The sequence below is a fragment of the Gaiella sp. genome (assembly GCF_035710885.1).
Classification (GTDB): Bacteria; Actinomycetota; Thermoleophilia; order Gaiellales; family Gaiellaceae; genus Gaiella.
In genome coordinates this window covers 38,989-55,064 of the sequence record NZ_DASTCS010000048.1, presented here as the reverse complement: position 1 = coordinate 55,064, position 16,076 = coordinate 38,989, and the positions used below count along the sequence as shown (strand labels likewise).

Annotated in this window: 17 protein-coding genes and 1 tRNA gene; 9 read left to right on the top strand and 9 right to left on the bottom strand. The window is 71.8% G+C overall.

Translation table 11 applies throughout. The annotated features are described in order from the left end of the window. Window positions 1–5 precede the first annotated feature (5 nt). A complete protein-coding gene (locus tag VFO26_RS11770) occupies window positions 6–695 on the bottom strand; it encodes a hypothetical protein (RefSeq protein ID WP_325115176.1) in 690 nt (229 codons plus the stop codon). A 73-nt stretch (window positions 696–768) separates the two neighbouring features. Here VFO26_RS11770 and VFO26_RS11765 point away from each other — a divergent pair, with 73 nt between their 5' ends. Then, entirely contained in the window at window positions 769–1,380 is a 612-nt protein-coding gene (locus tag VFO26_RS11765) for a hypothetical protein (RefSeq protein WP_325115175.1), read from the top strand. Here VFO26_RS11765 and VFO26_RS11760 read toward each other — a convergent pair. From VFO26_RS11760 to VFO26_RS11745, 4 genes are read right to left on the bottom strand one after another with little or no spacing between them, the layout of a single operon-like run. Continuing rightward, window positions 1,370–2,977 (bottom strand): hypothetical protein, encoded by a 1,608-nt coding sequence (locus tag VFO26_RS11760; protein WP_325115173.1) that lies wholly within the window; start codon window positions 2,975–2,977, stop codon window positions 1,370–1,372. The genes VFO26_RS11765 and VFO26_RS11760 overlap by 11 nt on opposite strands. Beyond that, a complete protein-coding gene (locus tag VFO26_RS11755; RefSeq protein ID WP_325115172.1) occupies window positions 2,914–3,375 on the bottom strand; it encodes a redoxin domain-containing protein in 462 nt (153 codons plus the stop codon). The genes VFO26_RS11760 and VFO26_RS11755 overlap by 64 nt, the downstream gene beginning before the upstream one ends. A 33-nt stretch (window positions 3,376–3,408) precedes the next feature. Beyond that, the gene (locus VFO26_RS11750) at window positions 3,409–4,620 is read right to left on the bottom strand and encodes a glutamate--cysteine ligase (RefSeq protein WP_325115171.1); all 1,212 of its coding nucleotides are present in this window, start codon (window positions 4,618–4,620) and stop codon (window positions 3,409–3,411) included. After that, the gene (locus VFO26_RS11745; protein WP_325115170.1) at window positions 4,617–4,997 is read right to left on the bottom strand and encodes a RidA family protein; all 381 of its coding nucleotides are present in this window, start codon (window positions 4,995–4,997) and stop codon (window positions 4,617–4,619) included. Before VFO26_RS11745 ends, VFO26_RS11750 begins: the two co-directional genes overlap by 4 nt. Before the next feature lie 21 nt (window positions 4,998–5,018). On the opposite strand from VFO26_RS11745, the gene VFO26_RS11740 reads away from it, so the two are divergent. After that, complete coding sequence (locus VFO26_RS11740) at window positions 5,019–5,825, top strand: serine hydrolase domain-containing protein (RefSeq protein WP_325115169.1); 807 nt, start codon at window positions 5,019–5,021, stop codon at window positions 5,823–5,825. Between the two features lie 57 nt (window positions 5,826–5,882). After that, a complete protein-coding gene (locus tag VFO26_RS11735; protein WP_325115168.1) occupies window positions 5,883–6,527 on the top strand; it encodes a glutathione S-transferase family protein in 645 nt (214 codons plus the stop codon). Here VFO26_RS11735 and VFO26_RS11730 read toward each other — a convergent pair whose 3' ends face one another. Then, window positions 6,528–6,905 (bottom strand): cyclic nucleotide-binding domain-containing protein, encoded by a 378-nt coding sequence (locus VFO26_RS11730; protein ID WP_325115167.1) that lies wholly within the window; start codon window positions 6,903–6,905, stop codon window positions 6,528–6,530. It abuts the gene before it with no gap. A gap of 20 nt (window positions 6,906–6,925) precedes the next feature. Here VFO26_RS11730 and VFO26_RS11725 point away from each other — a divergent pair, with 20 nt between their 5' ends. Beyond that, window positions 6,926–7,462 (top strand): NUDIX hydrolase, encoded by a 537-nt coding sequence (locus VFO26_RS11725; protein WP_325115166.1) that lies wholly within the window; start codon window positions 6,926–6,928, stop codon window positions 7,460–7,462. 176 nt (window positions 7,463–7,638) lie between these two features. On the opposite strand, the gene trxA is transcribed toward VFO26_RS11725, so the two are convergent. After that, window positions 7,639–8,007, bottom strand: a complete 369-nt coding sequence (gene trxA / locus VFO26_RS11720; protein WP_414653086.1) for a thioredoxin — start codon at window positions 8,005–8,007, stop codon at window positions 7,639–7,641. Window positions 8,008–8,061: 54 nt separating this feature from the next. Here trxA and ileS point away from each other — a divergent pair, with 54 nt between their 5' ends. After that, entirely contained in the window at window positions 8,062–11,166 is a 3,105-nt protein-coding gene (gene ileS, locus VFO26_RS11715; RefSeq protein WP_325115163.1) for an isoleucine--tRNA ligase, read from the top strand. A gap of 55 nt (window positions 11,167–11,221) precedes the next feature. On the opposite strand, the gene VFO26_RS11710 is transcribed toward ileS, so the two are convergent. Together VFO26_RS11710 and VFO26_RS11705 are read right to left on the bottom strand one after the other, a co-directional pair. Next, window positions 11,222–12,181, bottom strand: coding sequence for a 4-hydroxy-3-methylbut-2-enyl diphosphate reductase (locus VFO26_RS11710; RefSeq protein WP_349259078.1), 960 nt, complete (start codon window positions 12,179–12,181; stop codon window positions 11,222–11,224). Between the two features lie 30 nt (window positions 12,182–12,211). Further along, complete coding sequence (locus VFO26_RS11705; protein WP_325115161.1) at window positions 12,212–13,162, bottom strand: EamA family transporter; 951 nt, start codon at window positions 13,160–13,162, stop codon at window positions 12,212–12,214. Between the two features lie 79 nt (window positions 13,163–13,241). Here VFO26_RS11705 and VFO26_RS11700 point away from each other — a divergent pair, with 79 nt between their 5' ends. The 4 genes from VFO26_RS11700 to VFO26_RS11685 all read left to right on the top strand — a co-directional run bounded on the left by VFO26_RS11700 (window position 13,242) and on the right by VFO26_RS11685 (window position 16,076). Next, on the top strand, window positions 13,242–13,937 hold the full coding sequence (locus tag VFO26_RS11700; RefSeq protein WP_325115160.1) for a (Fe-S)-binding protein: 696 nt from the start codon (window positions 13,242–13,244) through the stop codon (window positions 13,935–13,937). Continuing rightward, window positions 13,934–15,358, top strand: a complete 1,425-nt coding sequence (locus VFO26_RS11695) for a lactate utilization protein B (protein ID WP_325115159.1) — start codon at window positions 13,934–13,936, stop codon at window positions 15,356–15,358. The genes VFO26_RS11700 and VFO26_RS11695 overlap by 4 nt, the downstream gene beginning before the upstream one ends. Then, window positions 15,342–15,965 (top strand): LutC/YkgG family protein, encoded by a 624-nt coding sequence (locus tag VFO26_RS11690; RefSeq protein WP_325115158.1) that lies wholly within the window; start codon window positions 15,342–15,344, stop codon window positions 15,963–15,965. Before VFO26_RS11695 ends, VFO26_RS11690 begins: the two co-directional genes overlap by 17 nt. Before the next feature lie 35 nt (window positions 15,966–16,000). Further along, window positions 16,001–16,076, top strand: a tRNA-Pro gene (locus VFO26_RS11685).

Here is a 16,076-nt window from a genome sequence, read left to right as displayed (position 1 = left end):
CGCGGTTACCTCAGGCTCTTCTGCTTGGCGATCGCGCCGGAGAGCAGGTCGCCCGTCATGAACATGTGGGCATAGGCGGCGCGGTAGGTGTCGGCGGCCTTCGCGTAGTTCCCGCTCGCGTACGCGTCGAGCTGGTTCTTCAGCTCGAGAACGTGACCGAGGAGGTCGTTGCGCACCGCCAGCTTCGGGAGCCCGGTCGCACCGGCGAGGAAGTCACCGTGCCTCACCGTGTACGTCTTGAGGTTCGCGACTGCCCTGTTCTGGCCGGTCGCGTCCTTCTTCGCGAGAGCCACCGTATAGTCGACGAAGAACTTGACGTGAGCCCGCCACTGGAAAGGGCCGTCGAGGAACGTCTTCGCGGCCTTGGCGCCGTAGATCGAGCCGATCGCCTGCGACAGCGCGACCGAGTTCCGGTCGAGCGCCTTGGCTGCGGCCGGGAAGCTCTTCGAGCCGGTGACACCGAGATTGGTCGCGTTCATCGCGAGCACGGCGTGCTCGCCCAGCAGCCGGTTCAGGGTGTTGCGCAGATCGGACGCGGTGAGAGTCGTCGCGGTCGCGGCGCCTGTCGAGTGCGTCCGGTGCGGCGCCTGGGACATCGTCTCGCCTCCCGTCCCGCCGTTCCCCGCGGTGGCGGCGATCACGCCGACCACGGCGGCCGCGGCGGACGTCGCGATGACGAGGGTCGTGCGGCGCATGGGGTCTCCTTCCGTCGAGGTCGCCGCTTGTTCGTCGTGTGTGCCCGGTCGGTTCGGCGTGCAAGGATGAGCTGTGGCCGAGTCGGCGGAGGAGCTCTACGCTCGTGCCCTCGAGGCGGCCGACGACGAGCGCCGCTTACCGGTGCCTCCGCTCTCGGAGTGGGAGACCTTTCCCTTCGAGGGAGAGATCCGCGTCCGGCCGCTACGCCCACCCGGCGACGAGCCGTCGCGACTCGGGGAGGACGCGACCGATTGCTGGCGATGCCGCCAGGGCGAGGAGGACGCGATCTGGAGCGACGAGCGCTGGCTCCTGACGCCGCTCCAGAAGCCGAGCGGGATGCCGGTGATCGTGCTGCTCCAACCGCGTGAGCACTGCGATCTCGGCGACATGCCCTCTCATCTCGCCGCCGAGCTCGGGCCGTTGATGGTCCGGGTCGAGCGCGCCGTCGACCGAGTCGGCGAGATCGGGCGGGTGCATGTCGGCCGCTGGGGCGACGGCAGCGCGCACCTCCACTTCTGGTTCATCGCCCGCCCCGCGCGGATGCCGCAGCTGCGGACGAGCTTCGCCGCGATCTGGGACGACATCCTGCCGCCGCTCCCCGAGGCGCTCTGGCGGGCGAACCTCGCGGTGGTGGCGCGCGCCCTGGCAGAGGGCGGCGGTCGCACGCACTTCCCTATCGGCTGAAGGTCGCTATCGGGCCGTCGCGCGCGAGCAGCCGCCAGCCCTCCTTGCGGAGCCTCGACTCCGCCCGGCCCGCGCAGCCCCGCGCGAAGAAGGCGCTCTGCGCATACAGGCCGCGGTGGACGGTGACGAAGCGCACTCCGATGTCCGGCGGGACCGTCCCTCGCCCGCACGAGAGCCCGCGCAGCCGCCTCGCGAGCCGGTCCGCGGCTGGAGGAGCGAGCGTGGAGTAGCCCTGCGGTCGCTCCCTCGGGCTCTGGCGCGCATAGCCGAGGTACGCGCTCCCGAAGTGGACGTCCGGGCGGAACACCGGGAGCTCGAGCAGGCGACCGTCGCCGCGGATCGCGGCATACGCGGAGCTCGGGGCATCCGCCGCGACGGCGCCGAACACGGGCACGCGCAAGTCGATCGCCAGCACGACGACCGCGATGACCGCTGCGAGCGGCGACACCAGCTCGTGTCGATTCGACACGAGCCCCGAGAGGGCCTCGAAGCCGAACGCCGCGAGAGCGGCGATCGCGAGGCAGGCGATCGGCATCAGGCGCTCGGGGACCCGGGTGGCATCGAGCCCAGGGATGCGGTGCCAGAGCGTCTCGTACCCGGGAAGGTTGACGCCCAGCGCCAGGAGGCACGGGACGAGCGCTGCCACCCCGAGCAGGACCGCCAGCCCTCGCTGCGGTCGGCTGGCCAGGAGCCAGAGCCCGGCCAGTGCGACGATCGGTGTGAGCCAGCCGACGAACACGAGCTCCTCGATTCCGCTTCCCACGCCGCGCGTGACGAGGTCGGCGAGCTCGGCCGAGTAGCGCTCGACCTGCGCGAAGGAACGGCCGGTGCCGATCGAGCCTGCGACCGCCCAGCGCTCGACGGCGATCCCCGCCAGGACAGCTGCCGCAGCTCCGGCACCCGCCTTCCACCAGTCGGCGCGCGGCAGCCGTGCCCAGGCGTAACCCAGTGCGAGCGGGATCGCCCCGAGCGTCAGGTGGAGCTGTCCCGAGAGCGGCAGGGCCGCCAGAGCGACCCCCGCGAGCACGAAGCGGCGCCGTTCGAGTGCGAGGAGCAGAGCGGGAAGGAGGAACGCGACGAGCCCGAGGAGGTGCCCTGTCGACTGGCCGACGCGGTACGGCATCAGGCAGAAGACCGCCCCCCCGACGAGCGCCGCGGGCGCGGATGCACCGAGCGAGCGCAGCCACCAGCACGCGGCCCCGCCCGCCAGCACGAACGTGAGCAGCACGATCAGGTTGTAGGCCCAGACGTCGTCGAGCACGGAGCGAAGCGGCCAGTACGGCAGGCCGAGCAGCCACCCCTGGAGGCTGGGCGGCGCCTCGGCCTCGGGCCGGAACGAGTAGGGGTCCGAGATCGGGGACGCGCCGCGACCGAGCTGGTGCCCGACGAGCCAGAAGGCCCAGCCGAGCTGGAGATGGTCGCCGGCGGCCGCCTGGCCGTGACCGGCCGCGGGACGCGCGAGATAGTGGCCGTCGGCGTGTCGGACCGCGGGCCACGCGGCCAACAGCGCGCACGCGGTGTAGAGGGCGAGCGCTAGGAGGACGAGGCCGAGTCGAGGATGGCGGCGACGTCCGGCAGCTCGCTCCCCAGGCTCCACGACGCGACGACCGTATCGCCCCGGACGAGGAACGCGCTCCGCTCCGCCCGCGGCAGGCCGTTCCACTCGGACAGCACCCCGAACCCGCGCGAGGCCTCGGCGAGTCGGTCTGAGATGAGCGTCACCGTCTCGCCCAGGCCGAGCGCCTCGGCGAAGGCCCGCTGCGACCACGGCCCGTCGAGAGACACGCCGAACGCGCGGATACCCGCAGCGTCCAGGGCGTCGTGTCGATCGTGCAGCAGCCGTAGCTCGCTCGTGCACGTCGGCGACCAGTCGAACGGGTAGAAGCAGAGTAGGGCGTCGCGGTCGCCCGAGATCGCCCGCACGAGGGGCACAGGCCCCTCGCGCGCGTCGGTCCACACCCTCGCGGCGGGGATCGCGTCTCCAGGCCCGAGCATCACCCTGCAGCCTACGGCCGGCTGCTCCGGCGGTCAGCCGGTGGAGGGGCCCGTGTGGGCGGGCAGGGCCTCGGTCGCGTCCGCGATCGCCCGCACGACCTCGACGATGTCCCGGTTCGCGTTGAAGACCCGCAGCTGGCCCGTCGCCGAGTTGCCACGCGCGAGCAGGTCCTCGATTCCCTCCAGCTCCCGCTCGGAGCCGAGCTCGCGCGCGTGCGGCTCGAGCTCGCGCAGCGTCCGCCGGAGGAGCTTGGAGACGGGGACGCGGATCCGCCGGCCGGTGTCGAGGTCCATCACGGGGGCCTCGAGCCCGTACCGCGCCGCGAGCCACTTGTTCTCGCTCGTGAGGATCCGGTGGTGGGTGGGGATCTCCTCGCCCGCGTCGTAGCGCTCGCTCAGCTGCTTCACGAGCGCCTGGCAGTAGGCGGCGATCGCGACCGCGTCCTCGATGCGGGTGACGGCGTCGCAGATCCGCACCTCGATCGTGCCCCACTTGGGGTGGGGGCGGATGTCCCACCAGATGTGCGTGTAGTCCGCGATGCATCCGGTGCGCTCGAGCTGACCGACCACGGACGCGTAGTCGGCGTAGTCACGGAAGCGCGGCGGTGGCCCCGAGCGGGGGAAAGCCGAGAACACGATCTGGCGGCTCGACGCGAGCCCGGTCGGCTCCCCGCGCCAGAAAGGTGAGCTCGCGGAGAGTGCGAGGAGCGGCGCGAGGTGCGGGAGGAGCCCGTTGACGACCTGGATCGCCTTGTCGGGGTCGTCCACCGCGACGTGGATGTGCATCCCGAAGATCAGCTCGCGCCGCGCGACGTACTGCAGCTGGTCGATCAGCGCGTGGTAGCGGTCCTTCGCCGTGATCCGCTGGCGCTCGAAGAGGCTGAACGGGTGTGTCCCGGCGGAGCCGACCCGGAGCCCCTGGTCGCGCGCGACGTCGCGGACGTACCCGCGCAGGGTGGCGAGCTCGTGCATCACGTCGCCGGCGGTCTGGCACACGGGTGTCGCGATCTCGAGCACGGACTGCATGAGCTCCGAGTTGAGCCGGTGCGCCAGCTCGTCCCCCTGGATCGCGTCGAGCACGGTCTCGATGTGCTGCACGAGGTCGAGGCTCGTCGGGTCGAGGAGCATGTACTCCTCCTCGACACCGAGCGTGTACGGATCGCTGGCGCCGAAGTTGTGGTCGAGCACGCTTGCTGCGAGCACACCGGCGAGCCCGGTGATCGACTCGGGGAGGACCTGTTTCACGGGATGACCGCCTCCGCCTCGATCTCGACCTTCCATGCGGGGTCGAGCAGCTGTGCGACGACGCAGGTGGCCGCCGGCCGGACGTCGCCGAACGCCTCGCCGTGGGCGCGCGCGACGCCGGCCCAGTGGGCGGCGTCGGTCACGTAGATGTTCGTCCGCACGACGTGCGCGAGGCCCGAGCCTGCGCGCTGCAGCGCCTCGCCGATGATCTCGAGGCAGAGCGCTGCCTGCTCGTACGCCCCGTCGGGCGGGGACGATCCGTCCGGGGGGATCGGCGCCGTCCCCGCGACGTGGACACGATCGCCCACGACGACCGCGCGCGAGAAGCCTGCGACTCCCTCGAACGGCGAGTGCCCCGTGATCAGCGTCCGTTCCATGGGGGCTTAGTATCGCCCCCCGTGCGTGCCCTGCACCAGATCGACGCCTGGGCGGTCCCGTTCGCGGCGGCAGGAGTGACCCGTGCGGACGGTGTCGTCGCCACCCACGGAGACAGCCGCCGAGCCCTGCGGCTGGCCTCCGTGTCGAAGCCGGTCGCGGCGCTCGCGGCGCTCGTCGCCGCCGAGGAGGGCGTGCTCGACCTCGACGAGGCGGCGGGGCCGCCGGGCTCGACGGTGCGCCACCTGCTCGCCCACGCCTCCGGGCTCCCGTTCGAGGGCGAATCGCCGATCGCGCGTCCCGGGCGGAGGCGGATCTACTCGAACGAGGGCTACCGCGTCCTCGGGGGCCACCTCGCCCGTCGCGCGGAGATGCCGTTCGCCGACTACGTTCGCGCCGCGGTCGTGGAACCGCTCGATCTCGACCTCGACCCGAGCGGCCATCCCGGCGCGGGGATGCACGGCTCCCTGGACGACCTGCTCACGCTCGGGCGCGAGCTGCTCGAGCCGCGGCTCGTCGCGCCGGAGACGCACGCGGAGATGGTGAGCGTCCAGTTCCCGGGGCTCGACGGCGTCCTCCCGGACTTCGGTCGCTTCAGCCCGCTCGACTGGGGCCTCGGCGTGGAGCTCAAGGGCGCGAAGGCGGGGCACTGGTCGGGAACGCTGACCTCCCCGCGGACCTTCGGCCACTTCGGCGGAAGCGGCACGTTCCTCTGGGTCGACCCGGACCGCGCGGTCGCCTGCGCTGCGCTGACCACGAGGCCGTTCGGCGAGTGGGCGAAGGCGGCTTGGCCGAGGCTCTGCGACGCCGTCCTCGAGGAGCTCGGGTGATCTCACGGGCCGGAGCTCCACGCCGTTTCACTCGTCGTGGAAGGTGAGGATTCGCGCGTGAGGCTCTACGACTATGCGGCGTCGGCGAACTGCCTGAAGGTGCGCATCCTCCTGCGCCAGCTGAACGTGCCCTACGAGCGGATCGACGTCGACATCTTCGCCGGCGACACGCTCACGCCGGCGTACGCCGACGTCAACCCACTCCGGACGACGCCCGTGCTCGAGCTGGACGACGGACGCCGGCTCCCCGAGTCGAACGCGATCCTGCTCTACCTCGCCGGGGGGACGCCGTTCTTGCCGGAGGACCGGTACGACGTCTCCCGCGTCGTGGGCTGGCTGCTCTTCGAGCAGACGGACGTGATGATGACGATGGGCGGGCTGAGGTTCCGCCTCGCGACCGGGAGGCTCGCCGCCGACGACCCTGACGCGCTGAGGAGACGCCACGGCGCAGAGGAGGCGCTGCGCTTCCTCGACGACCACCTCCGGTCACGGGAGTTCCTCGTCGGCGAGCAATACACGATCGCGGACATCGCCGTGTACGGGTATGCGCACGTCGCGCACGAGGCCGGCCTGGGCATGGACGGCTACCCGTCGGTGGCGCGATGGCTGGCGCGTGTCGCCGCGCAACCGGGGCACGTGAACGACCTCGCTCCGTACCCGCCGAACGCGCGGCCGGGCGCCGGGGCCTCGATCTACGACTGATCACTCGTCGTCGGCGAACAGCGGGCGCAGCAGCTCGTCGAACGTCTCCCGGTCGCAGCTCGCGACGACCGAGGGGAGCATCGTCGTGATCGTGGCCGTGCGGGGAACGCCCATCGCCAGCGCGACCTCGCCGAAGGTCTCGCCCGGGCGCAGCATCGAGCGGGCACCGCGGCTCACCTGCGTCACGGAGGCGAGCCCCGAGAGGAGCACGTAGAAGCGGTCGCCCTCCGTCCCCTCTTCGACGATCGTGCTTCCGCCGGGGACCTCCTCGCGCGTCATCCTCTCCGCGAGCCGGGCGAGCGTCTCTCCCGGGAGCGACGAGAGCAGGCCGACGCGCGACAGCTCGGTCACGGACGCCGGGACGTGCCGCGGGCTCACGGCGATACCGTAGCCCGTGCATGGCGATCCTCCACGGCTGGCGCACCTGCCCCCGTTGCGCGGGCTCGCTCGTCAATCACGGCGCGCGGGCGGTCTGCACGGCGTGCGGCTCGGTCTACTACGCCAACTCCGCGCCCTGCGTCAGCGCACTCGTCGAGGACGAGGCCGGGCGGGTGCTGCTGTCGCGGCGCGCCGTCGAGCCGTTCCTCGGGCTGTGGGACGCGCCCGGAGGCTTTCTCGAGGAGGGCGAGCACCCCGCCGACGGGTTGCGGCGCGAGCTCCTCGAGGAGACGGGGCTCGCCGGGGAGCCGGACAGCTTCATCGGGATGTGGATGGACGTGTACGGCGATGCGCCGGACGCCGCTGCGACGCTGAACCTCTACTGGACCATGCGCGTCGGCGCAGGAGAGCCGGAGGCGGCAGACGACGTCGCCGAGCTCCGCTGGTTCGGGCCCGACGAGCTGCCCGCGTCAGACGAGCTCGCCTTCACCACGGTGAAGGACGCGCTCGCTGCCTGGCGCTTGGGGACTGGCCCTGCAGGGGCCTGTCCACCGTGACGCTCCCGCCGGCGATCCGGCAGCTCCGGCAAAGCCCTGGCGCACCTCGGTGAAGCGGGGCCGGGTCAGTCCCACCGGGGACAGACCCAGCCCAGGGGTCAGTCCCCTGGCGGGACAGACCCGCGAAGAGCCGGCGTTCACCGGCTCTCCGCGGGGAGGGATCGTGAGGAGAGTCTCTAGACCGCGAGACCGAGCGAGCGCTCGATCGCGCCCTTCGGCTGTGCGCCGATCACGGACGCGGACGGCTCGCCGTCCTTGAACAGGATGAGCGTCGGGATCGAGGCGACCCCGTAGCGCTGCTGGAGCTCTTGCTCCACGTCGATGTTGACCTTCACGAGCTTCAGCTCGGTCTCCCGCTCCGCCGCGATGCGGTCGAGCACGGGGGCGACGGCGTGGCAGGGGCCACACCATTCGGCCCAGAAATCCACGAGGACGGGCTTGTCGCTCTTGATGACCTCCTGCTCGAAGGTCTCGGTCGTCACGTCGAGTGCCATGTTTCCTTCCGTTTCGATGTTGCTCGTATCGCCGTTGTCGAGCAACGGCATACCCCGTTATCTACAACGACATGCCCCGGAAAACCCTTCCCTAGAATCGACCGCATGTTCGCACCCCTCCCGGACAAGCCGGATCATGACACGCTCGAGCAGGGCATCCTCGACCTATGGGAGCGCGAGCAGACCTTCTCACGGCTCCGGGCGCTGAACGCGGACGGCCCCCGCTTCAGCTTCGTCGACGGACCCGTGACCGCGAACAAGACGCTCGCCGTGCACACCGCGTGGGGGCGGACGCTGAAGGACGTCTTCCAGCGTTACAAGGCGATGCGCGGATACCACCAGCGCTACCAGAACGGCTTCGACTGCCAGGGGCTCTGGATCGAGGTCGGCGTGGAGCGCGAGCTCGGCCTGAACTCCAAGCGCGAGATCGAGGAGTTCGGCTTGGCGGAGTTCGCCCGGCGATGCAGGGAGAAGGTGATCTGGTCCGCCACCGAGCTGACCAAGGGGTCGAGGCGGCTCGGCCAGTGGATGGACTGGGGCGCCGACTACTTCACGTTCAGCGACACGAACATCGAGTACATCTGGAAGTTCCTCGAGCTCATGCACGAGCACGGTCGCGTCTTCGTCGGCCATCGCTCGACGGAGTGGTGCCCGCGCTGCGGGACCTCGCTCTCACAGCACGAGCTCTCGCAGTCCGGCGTCTACCAGGAGCGCTCCGACCCGTCGCTCTACGTCAGGCTCCCGCTCCGCGACCGCCGGGGCGAGTCGCTCGTGATCTGGACGACGACGCCCTGGACGCTGCCCGCGAACGTCGCCGCCGCGGTTCACCCCGAGGCCGAGTACGGTCTCCGCCCGAACGGCGAGTGGGTGATGGTCGCCCGCTTCCCCGAGGAGCCCTTCACGAGGACGGTGCCCGGCAGCGAGCTCGTCGGGCTTCGTTACGACGGGCCGTTCGACATGCTGGCCCCGGCGTCCGGTGTCGAGCACCGCGTGATCCCCTGGGACGAGGTGTCCGCCGAGGAGGGAACCGGCGTCGTGCACATCGCACCCGGCTGCGGCGCGGAGGACTTCGAGCTCTCGCGCACGCACGGGCTCCCTGTGCTCACGCCCGTGGACGAGTCCGGCCGCTTCTACGACGAGTACGGCTGGCTACACGGCCTCTCGACCGGTGACGCCGCAGACCAGATCGTCGGCGACCTTGCGGAGCGTGGGCTGCTCGTCCACGCGGGCCTGTACGAGCACCGCTACCCGCATTGCTGGCGCTGCGACACGCCGCTCATCTTCCGCATCTCGGACGACTGGTTCCTCGCCGTCGACGACCTCCGGCAGCCCCTGCTCGACGCGAACGCGACGGTCGAGTGGACCCCTGCCTACATGGGCAAGCGCATGGACGACTGGCTCAGGAACATGGGGGACTGGAACATCTCGCGGCGCCGTTACTACGGCCTGCCGCTCCCGTTCTACCCCTGCGCGTGCGGGCACCTGACGGTGATCGGCTCGAAGGCGGAGCTCGCGGAGCGCGCCACGGGACCGGTCGACGGGCTGGAGGAGCTGAGGCGACCATGGGTCGACGAGATCCGGATCCGCTGCGAGGCCTGCGGTGAGGAGGTCGAGCGGGTCACGGAGGTGGGTGACGTCTGGCTCGACGCGGGGATCGTCCCGTTCTCGACGCTCGGCTGGGAGAGCCCGGTGTACGTCCCGGAGGGATACGCGACCGGCGCCGCGAGGGGGCTGACTCGCGCAGACCTCCCGGACCACGCCTACTGGGAGGAGTGGTTCCCGGCCGACTGGGTCTCGGAGATGCGCGAGCAGATCCGGCTCTGGTTCTACTCGCAGCTCTTCATGTCGGTCGCGCTGACGGGCCGCGCGCCGTTCCGCCGGGTACTCGGCTACGAGAAGATGCTCGACGAGACGGGCCGCGAGATGCACGGCTCGTGGGGGAACATGATCGACGCGCAGGACGCGTTCGCGCGCATGGGCGCGGACGTGATGCGCTGGCAGTACTGCGCCCAGCCGCCAGACCGGAACCTGCTGTTCGGCTTCGGGCCCGCGCACGAGGTCCAGCGGAAGCTGCTGACCCTCTGGAACTCGGTCACGTTCCTCGTGCAGTACGGCAACGTCGAGTCCTTCACGCCTCGCTCCGAGGACCTGGAGGGCCCCGGCGGCGAGCTCGCGCCGCTCGACCGCTGGCTCGTGGAGCGCACGCGGCAGCTCGTCGCAGAGGCGACCGAGGCGTACGAGCGCTGGCTGACCGTCGACGTGATCCGGTCGTTCGAGTCGTTCCTGGACGACCTCTCCAACTGGTACATCCGCTGCTCACGCCGCCGGTTCTGGGAGGGCGACGAGTCCGCGCTGCGCGTGCTCTGGCACGCCTTGGCGCAGTCGCTCCGAGTGATCGGGCCCGTGCTCCCGTTCCTCGCGGAGCACCTCTGGCAGGTGCTCGTCCGGAAGCCCTGCGAGGGCGCTTCCGACTCGGTGTTCCTCACGGGCTGGCCTTCGCCGAGCGAGCCCGACGTGGCCGTGCTCGGGGCGATGGCCGACGCGCGCCGGATCGTCGACCTTGGCCGTGCGGCGCGGTCGGCGTCCGGCGTCAAGCTCCGTCAGCCGCTCCCCCGCCTCGTCGTCGAGGGGGTCGAGCCGCCCGAGGAGCTCGTCGCCGTCGTGCGCGACGAGCTCCGGGTGAGGGCGGTCGAGCTCGGGCACGTCGAGGCCGCGCTCGTGGTCAAGCCGAATCTCCCCGTGCTGGGGCCGAAGCTCGGCAAGGAGCTCGGCGGGGTGCGGGCAGCGCTCGCCGCCGGCGAGTTCGAGGACCTGGGTGACGGCCGCTTCAGGGCGGCCGGCCACGAGCTCTCGCCGGACGAGGTGCTCGTCGAGCGTTCCGGGCGCGACGGATGGGCGATCGCCTCCGCAGACGGAGTGACCGTCGCCCTCGACACGTCGCTCGACGAGGCGCTGCTCCGGGAGGGCCGGGTCTACGAGCTGATCCACCTCGTCAACTCGATGCGCAGGGAATCCGGTCTCGCGCTCACGGACCGGATCTCGCTCACGATCCCCGCGCACGCCGCCGACCTGCTCGAGCACGCCGAGTGGATCAAGGCGGAGACGCTCGCCGTCTCGCTCGAGGTCGAGGGCGACCAGGTGGCCTTTGCCAAGGCGCAGTCTGTCCCCACGGAAACCGTCCCCACGGGGTCTGTCCCCGAAGGGGAGTGACCCCCGCGAGCGTCACGGCGGACAGACCCCTGCGAGCGTCACAGACCCCTGCGGGTCAGTCCCCGGGTTGGGGCTCCGCCAGCGCGAGCTCGCGCCGGAGCTCGACCGGGAGCCTGAACGTCACGTCCTCGTCGACCATCCGGTGCGATTCGATCCGCTCGACGCCGCGGGCCCTGAACCAGTCGCACACGCGCGTCACGAGGTGCTCGGGCGCGGACGCCCCGGACGTGATCCCGACCGTCTCGACCCCGTCGAGCCAGGCCGCGTCGATCTCCGCCTCGTCGTCGATCAGGTGCGAGGGGACATCGGCAGCGCGGGCGACGTCGACCAGCCGGTTCGAGTTCGACGAGTTGCGCGAGCCGATCACGAGCAGGAGGTCGATCTCGCCGAGCATGTCCTTCACGGCCCACTGGCGGTTGGACGTCGCGTAGCAGATGTCCTCCTTCTTGGGGCCGACGATCTCCGGGAAGCGCCGCCGCAGCGTGCCGATGATCTCGGCGGTCTCGTCCACCGAGAGCGTTGTCTGCGTGACGTACGCGACCGGGGTGTCCTCGGCCAGCTCCAGCGTCTCGGCCTCGGCGACGTCCTGGACGAGGATCGTCGCATCGGGTGCCTCGCCCATCGTGCCGACGACCTCCTCGTGGCCCTCGTGGCCGATCAGCAGCACCGTGTAGCCCGCGGCCGCATACCGCTTCGCCTGCACGTGCACCTTCGTCACGAGCGGGCAGGTGGCGTCGATCACGTCGTGCTCGAGCGTCCGCGAGTGCTCGTGCACCGAGGGGGCGACGCCGTGCGCCGAGTACACGACCGTCGCGCCGTGCGGGACGTCGGTCTCCTCCTCCACGAAGATCGCGCCCCGCGCCTCGAGGTCGCGCACGACGTGGATGTTGTGGACGATCTGCTTGCGCACGTACACCGGCGCGCCGTAGTGCTCCAGCGCACGCTCCACCGTTTCGACGGCGCGCTCGACCCCGGCGCAGTAGCCCCGGGGCGAGGCGAGCAGCACGCGCTTCACGCTCATCGACCGACAGGGTACTGCCGTCCGTCAGCGCGAGGTCTGCGCGAGGACGACGCCGAGCAGGACGATGACGCCGCCGGCGAGCTGCGCTGCGGAGAGGGTCTCCCCGAGCCAGGCCCACGCGACGATCGACGCGAGCAGCACCTCGAGCATCGACACCGTCGCGACCCGGGTCGCGGGAAGGTGGTGGAGCGCGCCCAGCGAGAGGGCGAACGGCAGGATCGTGCCGGGGACGACCACCCAGAGACAGAGCGCCCACACGGGTGCGCTCGCCGACTCCAGCGGTCCGTCGAGCGGGACCGTCGCTCCGAGCTCGTCGAAGGGAAAGCTCCACCACGGCTGGAGCACGGCCCAGAAGACGGCCGCCACCCCGAGCGAGAGGCAGGTGAGCGAGAGGGCGTCGCGTCGCGCCGTCTGGTGCTCCCCCGCGAGGTAGTAGGTGGCGAGCGCGCCGGCCGCGAGCAGCCCTGCCACGACGCCGACGGTGTCGAGGCGGAAGTCCTGCCACACCTCCGCCACTCCCACCAGGCCGACGAACGCGAGGGCCAGCGCGGCCCACACCCTCCTGCGCACCGGCTCGTGCCACACGAGCCGGGCCCAGAGCGCCACCAACACGGGGGCCGTGAACTCGAGCAGGAGGCCGATGCCGATCGGCAGCCGCTCGATCGAGACGAGGTAGAGCCACTGCACGAGCGCGAACCCGACGATGCCGTAGAAGACCAGCAGCGCCAGCTCGTCACGGGGGACCCGTAGGCGCCCCGGGGCGGTGACCGCCAGCACCGCGGCGAGCCCGAGGAACGCGCCCGTGGCGCGGAGCTCGGTCAGCCGCACGCTCGTGACGCCGCTCTGGGTGAGGATCACCTTGGACACCGTCCCGTTCACCGCGAACAGGGCGGAGGCGGTGGTGACCATCGCGTACCCGAGCCGCGGGTGCGGTCGCCCGGCCGGTCGCGCGCCGTGGAGGACGATCTCCGTCACGGCGGCAGGCTAGTGACGCCGATGCCCGGTGCGGTGGGGTAACGGCCCCAATGATCGATGATCGATTACGCTCGCCGCAATGACCGTTGCGCTGTTCGTGACCTGCCTGGCGGACACGCTGTATCCGGCGGTCGGCAGTGCGACGGTGAGGCTGCTGGAGCGGCTGGGGGTGGGGCTCGAGTTCCCGCGGGCGCAGACGTGTTGTGGCCAGCTGCACCTGAACGCGGGCTTTCCGGACGTGGCCGCCACGCTGGCACGACGGTTCGTGGACGTGTTCGACCGCTACGAGGCGGTGGTCTCGCCGTCGGGGTCGTGCGCCGCGCACGTGCGCGTCCATGTGCCCGAGCTGGCAGTGGACTCCGGGGGCGTCGCCGCGCGCACGTGGGAGCTGTCGGAGTTCCTCGTCGACCGTCTGGGGGTGAGCGACGTTGGTTCGGCGTTCGTGGGCTCGCTCACGTACCACCCGACCTGTCACTCGCTTCGGCTGCTGGAGGTTGGGGAGCGGCCGGAGACCCTGCTGCGGGCGGTGCCCGGTGTCGAGCTGCGCCCGCTGGCGGAGGCGACGGAGTGCTGCGGCTTCGGCGGGACGTTCGCGATCAAGAACGCGCATGTCTCGTCGGCGATGCTGGTCGACAAGCTGCGACGCGTGGAGGAGACGGGCGCGGACGCGGTGTGCGCGTGCGACGCGTCGTGCCTCTTGCACATCCGCGGCGGGCTCGAGCGGCGGGGAAGCCCCGTGCGTGCGGTGCACCTCGCGGAGGTGCTCGCCTCGTGAGCGCCGCCGCGAGCCGCTCTGCGGTGCCGGTCCCGTTCGAGGAGGCGGCCTCGGCCGCGCTGGAGGACGCGCAGACGCGCGGGAACGTGCTGCGCGCGACGACCTCGATCCGCGCCAGGCGGGCGGTGGTCGTGTCCGAGGTGCCGGACTGGGCGGAGCTGCGCCTGGCGGGGGAGGCGATCCGCGACTCCGCGCTGGCGCGACTCGACGAGCTGCTGGTCGCGCTGGAGGCGGCGGTGGCGAACGCCGGTGGGGAGGTGCACTGGGCAGCCGATGCGCGCGAGGCGAACGAGATCGTCGTGCGTCTCGTATCTGCCACCGGTGCGCGCGAGCTGGTGAAGGTGAAGTCGCTGACGACCGACGAGATCGGGCTCAACGACGCGCTCGCCGCCGCCGGGATCACGCCGCTCGAGACCGACCTGGCCGAGCTGATCGTGCAACTCGCCGGGGAGCGGCCCTCGCACCTGCTCGTGCCGGCGCTGCACCGCAGCCGACGCGAGATCGCGGAGCTGCTGCGCGAGGCGCTCGACCGGCCCGACCTCCCCGCCGACCCGCCCGCGCTGACCGCGGCGGCGCGCGAATACCTCAGGGCCGCGTTCCTGCGCGCGCGGGTCGCGGTCTCGGGTGCCAACTTCGCGGTCGCCGAGACGGGCACCGTCTGCGTGGTCGAGTCGGAGGGCAACGGTCGGATGTGCACCACCCTCCCGGACGTGCTCGTCACGGTGATGGGCATCGAGAAGGTGATCGCCGAGTGGCGCGACCTGGCGGTGTTGCTGCAGCTGCTGCCGCGCTCGGCGACCGGCGAGCGGATGAACCCCTACACGTCGCTGTGGACCGGGGTGCGCCGCGGCGACGGCCCCTCGGCCTTCCATCTCGTGCTGCTCGACGCCGGCCGCACCCGCGCGCTCGCCGACCCGGAAGGCAGGCCCGCGCTGCGCTGCATCCGCTGCTCGGCCTGCGTGAACGTGTGCCCGGTCTACCGCCAGACCGGCGGGCACGCCTATCCCACGGTCTACGCCGGCCCGATCGGGGCGATCCTGCAGCCGCAGCTCGACGGCGAACGCGGAATCAGCGCGTCGCTGCCCTACGCCTCCAGCCTCTGCGGCGCCTGCGCGGACGTCTGCCCCGTCCGCATCGACATCCCCCGGATCCTCGTCCACGAGCGTGCGAAGGTCGTCCGCGGCTCGAAGCCGGGGCTCGAGGGCCGCGCGTTGCGCCTTCTCGCCCGCGCGTTCACCAGCGCCGAGCGCTACGAGCGGGCCCAGGGGGTTGCGCGCGCGCTCCAGCGGCCCGCCCTCCGCGACGGCCGCCTGCGCTGGCTCCCCGGGCCGCTCGCGGGCTGGGGCCGCTCCCGCACCCTGCCCGGGGTCGCGGAGCAGACCTTCCGAGAATGGTGGGAGGCACGTGGACAGCGGACGTGACACCGTCCTCGGGCGGATCCGGGACGCGCTCGCAGACCAGCCCCCGGCCCCCGAGATCCCACGCGGCTACCGCACCACCGGGCACCGCTCGCCGACCGAGGTCGTCGAGCTCTTCGTCGAGCGGGTCGCAGAGACCGGCGCGGTCGTCATGCACGCCGCCGACCCCGCCGCGGCGGCGGCCGGCGCGCTGGCCGAGCGCGGAGCATCGCGCGTGACGGTCGCGCCCGACCTCGACGCCTCGCTCCGGCCCGCCGGCTTGGAGGTCGTCGAGGACCACGACCTCCCACCCGCCGAGCTCGACGCGCTCGACGGCGCCGTGACGACGTGCGCAGCCGCCTGCGCGGAGACCGGCACGATCGCCTTCGACGGCGGAGAGGGCCAGGGCCGCCGGGCGATCACGCTGGTGCCCGACCTGCACGTCTGCATCGTCCGCCCCGCCCAGATCGTGGAGACCGTGCCGGAGCTGTTCGACGGCCTCGCGGCGTCCGCCCGCGAGGGCCGGCCGGTCGTGCTCGTCTCAGGCCCCTCCGCCACCTCCGACATCGAGCTCGAGCGGGTGGAGGGTGTTCACGGGCCGAGGCAGCTCGTCGTCGTCCTGCAGGTGTGATGCGGGCCGCCGGCGGCCGTAGACTTGTCCAGGCACGGGGTGTAGCTCAGCCTGGTAGAGCGCCCGGTTTGGGGCCGGGAGGTTTCGTCGGTTCGAATCCGACCACCCCGA